General features: G+C 35.4%; 3 protein-coding genes. 2 read left to right on the plus strand and 1 reads right to left on the minus strand.

Translation table 11 applies throughout. From position 1 onward, the window contains the following. Positions 1 to 123 precede the first annotated feature (123 nt). Positions 124 to 741, minus strand: coding sequence for a TetR/AcrR family transcriptional regulator (locus A2003_RS11400; RefSeq protein ID WP_004953586.1), 618 nt, complete (start codon positions 739 to 741; stop codon positions 124 to 126). Positions 742 to 1,229: 488 nt separating this feature from the next. Between A2003_RS11400 and A2003_RS11405 the strand changes: the two genes are divergently transcribed. Together A2003_RS11405 and A2003_RS11410 are read left to right on the plus strand one after the other, a co-directional pair. Continuing rightward, a complete protein-coding gene (locus A2003_RS11405) occupies positions 1,230 to 2,189 on the plus strand; it encodes a metal-dependent hydrolase (protein ID WP_004953589.1) in 960 nt (319 codons plus the stop codon). A gap of 299 nt (positions 2,190 to 2,488) precedes the next feature. Beyond that, positions 2,489 to 3,084: metal-dependent hydrolase (locus A2003_RS11410; protein WP_286687394.1), on the plus strand; the 596-nt coding region annotated here is incomplete at its 3' end.

Below are 3,084 nucleotides of genomic sequence, written 5' to 3' on the forward strand. Positions count from 1 at the left end.
CGTACTTGGCAAGGCTGGTTATATCTGGCTGTGGTTCTCGATTTATATTCAAGGAAAGTCATCGGTTGGTCAATGAAACCTACGCTTGCCAAGGATCTAGAATTTTTAAAGGCAATCAATAATTTATGCCTCAGCTTTTGCTAGCTCTGTTTCGATATAGCTAATAATCATCGTACTTAAACCTTTAACCATTTCATCAAAGCTAATTTGAGGGTTAGGTAAGATGAGATGACGAGCGACGTTAAAGATACTGCTGTTGATACTGATATAGGCTGTAACGCTCAAATTATTAACTTTTAGATATCGAGGATGGCGCATCATATATTTCATGAGCACTTCCATCAACGCCATTTCAATTTGTCCGATATAGCGTTCATATTTAAGTTCTGTGGCATAGCGTAGACATATAAGATAACGATCATTGTCGCGTGTGAGCAAATCTCGGAACGTATAAAAGATCATCTGAAACAATGGTTCAAGCTCCATTTCCACGATGATAGGAGTAAGTTCTTTCACCATATCTAATACTTCTTTTACAAAAGATTTGGCCATCGCATCATAAATTTCTTCTTTATTCTTAAAGTATTCATAAAGTGAACCTACACTTACTCCAGCAATATCAGCAATATGACGGGTCGTTGTTCCACTGGTTCCATTGGCAGCAACAGCGATAAAACCTGCTTCGATGATAGTATCAACAGTAACTTTTGAGCGATTTTGACGAGGTTTACGAGTAGCCATTTCAGTGAAAAATAAAATCCGAACATATTGTCAGATTAGCATGCCCTGATATCTCATGAAAGTTCTATTAAATTAATCCGAACAAAAATAATTACTAATTTTTAAATTATGCTTTTTAATTTGTAATAAACACCAGTTTAGATAAGATAAATAAAATTATTTCATTATTTTTTCTTAATTATGTTTTACTTAAATTAATGATAATTATTGTTTTTAATTTTAACTGCTGTGAATTTTTATGATTTAGATTACTTGTTGAATCGTACCATGAAGTGAAAAATATAGGATAAAAAATCTTCATTTTTACCCGAATTGAATCCGAACATAAGATCGGTTTACATTGGTTCTAGTAGGGAACTAGGTTCAATAAAATCTCCCGAATCTTTTTTCGTAACTTAAAAAAGAATGAGTGTGGCGAAAAGAGATGAACCTAATCCAAAGAATATTAAAGGGCAAATGACGCTCAAGTGAAGTAGGTAGGTGTAGCCATGATTAGCAGCACGTTGAACAAAGGTTTGAGTTTATTTAAATCCAACCCAATAACTGAGCAAATCGATTTTGCGAGTAAAAAAAGCATACCCATTCGACACTTGGCAATCGGATTTGAAGGTAAACAGATTGATTTATCATTCTATATGAATAATCAGTTTGCAACGATTTTCTTTGCAACACTTTCAGTTTTCTTGACTTATGGTGAAGACTTAGTGATTGAAACAGCACGTCACCATCGTGATTTGCTCAAAGATCCTATTTTAAAACAACGTGTAACCTCTTTGATTGGTCAAGAAGCGATTCATTCTAAATTACATAATGAATTTAATGACGCAATTGTTGAACTTGATTATCCAGTGCGCTTGTATCGTTTTCTTGGTGAAAAGTTTTTTGATCATATTTTCTTGAAATTCCCACAACCATTAAAACTTTCTCTAATGGCTGGAATCGAGCATTTCACGGCCGTGTTAGCAGAATACATGATGGCCCATGAGCAGAACTTCTATTTTTCTGATGATGCAAAGACACGTGCTCTATGGATGTGGCACATGCTTGAAGAGTCTGAACATAAGGATGTTGCTTATGATGTATATCAAACATTGAATGGGAATTATGCGTTACGTGTTACAGGATTCTTCCTTGCATATTTCACGATTCTTGGGTTGATTCCATTCTCAGCAACATTAGTTCCAGTCTTGCGTAAACCGCAAGAAATGTTAACGGCGAAGTTTTGGAAAGATGCTCGACGTGGTGTGAAATTAATCTTTAGTCCTAAAGATGGTGTGTTCGGTAGTACTCAGGCTCGAATCTTTGATTATTTGCGCAGAGATTTCCATCCTAACGATCATGATGCGTCAGAATATTTTAAATACTACGAGAAAAAATTGTTATCAGAAGGCGGTGCTTTACATCCTTTCTTTGTGAAGGAGTTTACACCTAAAGTTCAGGCAGCTTGATTGATTTAAAGCGATGCAGTGCACGAGTGAATTATCGTTTTCGAGTGGCAAAAATGATCAATTCGTTATGAGCAATTTGGTTCTTGTTGGTCATATTTTGCTAGTGCACTATGCATCGAATATCTTGATAAAGACCAGTATTAGATTTTATCGAGATAATGTTTGGCACAAACATTCTTAGAAATTTTTCAAGAGCTGAGATGTTTCAAATTGCAGAAATAATCTTAAAGACAATTTGATCATTTCATTGGATGTGCCGCTATTAATTTTTATATTACTCTCTCTGTGGGGGACAAGCGATGGTCGCTCAAGTTATTCGAAATGTATTTTCAGACAAACTTAGTACTAAATATCAAGGCATTGTCCAAAATTTAGCGAACAAGGCTCCAATCCCTATTCGTCATTTTGATTTCAAATTTAATCCAGCTGAGTTGGATCAGAAGTTCTTCTTAAATAAAGAGTTGGCGACTTCTTATTTTCATGCTTTATCGATTTTCTTAACCTTTGGTGAGGATGTGGTCATTGAGACAGCTCGTCACCATCGTGAATTTATTAATGATCCGATTTTGAAACAAAGATTGACTTCATTAATTGGTCAAGAAGCAATTCACTCAAAAATTCATAATCAATTCAACGATGAAGTTCTCAAAGAGAATGGTTATCCAGTCGAATTACTTCGTGCGATTGCAGATAAAGTGTTTGAGTACGGAATTTATAAACTACCGCACTCTATGCAGCTATCTTTAATGGCAGGTATTGAGCATTACACCGCTGTACTCGCTGAATTTATGATGCAGCATGAAGAATATTTACTTGGTTCACAAGATGAAAGACAACGAGCGATGTGGATGTGGCACATGCTCGAAGAATCAGAGCATAAAGATATTGCTTATGA

The organism is Acinetobacter sp. GWC1_38_13 (assembly GCF_001767535.1).
Classification (GTDB): domain Bacteria; phylum Pseudomonadota; class Gammaproteobacteria; order Pseudomonadales; family Moraxellaceae; genus Acinetobacter; species Acinetobacter junii.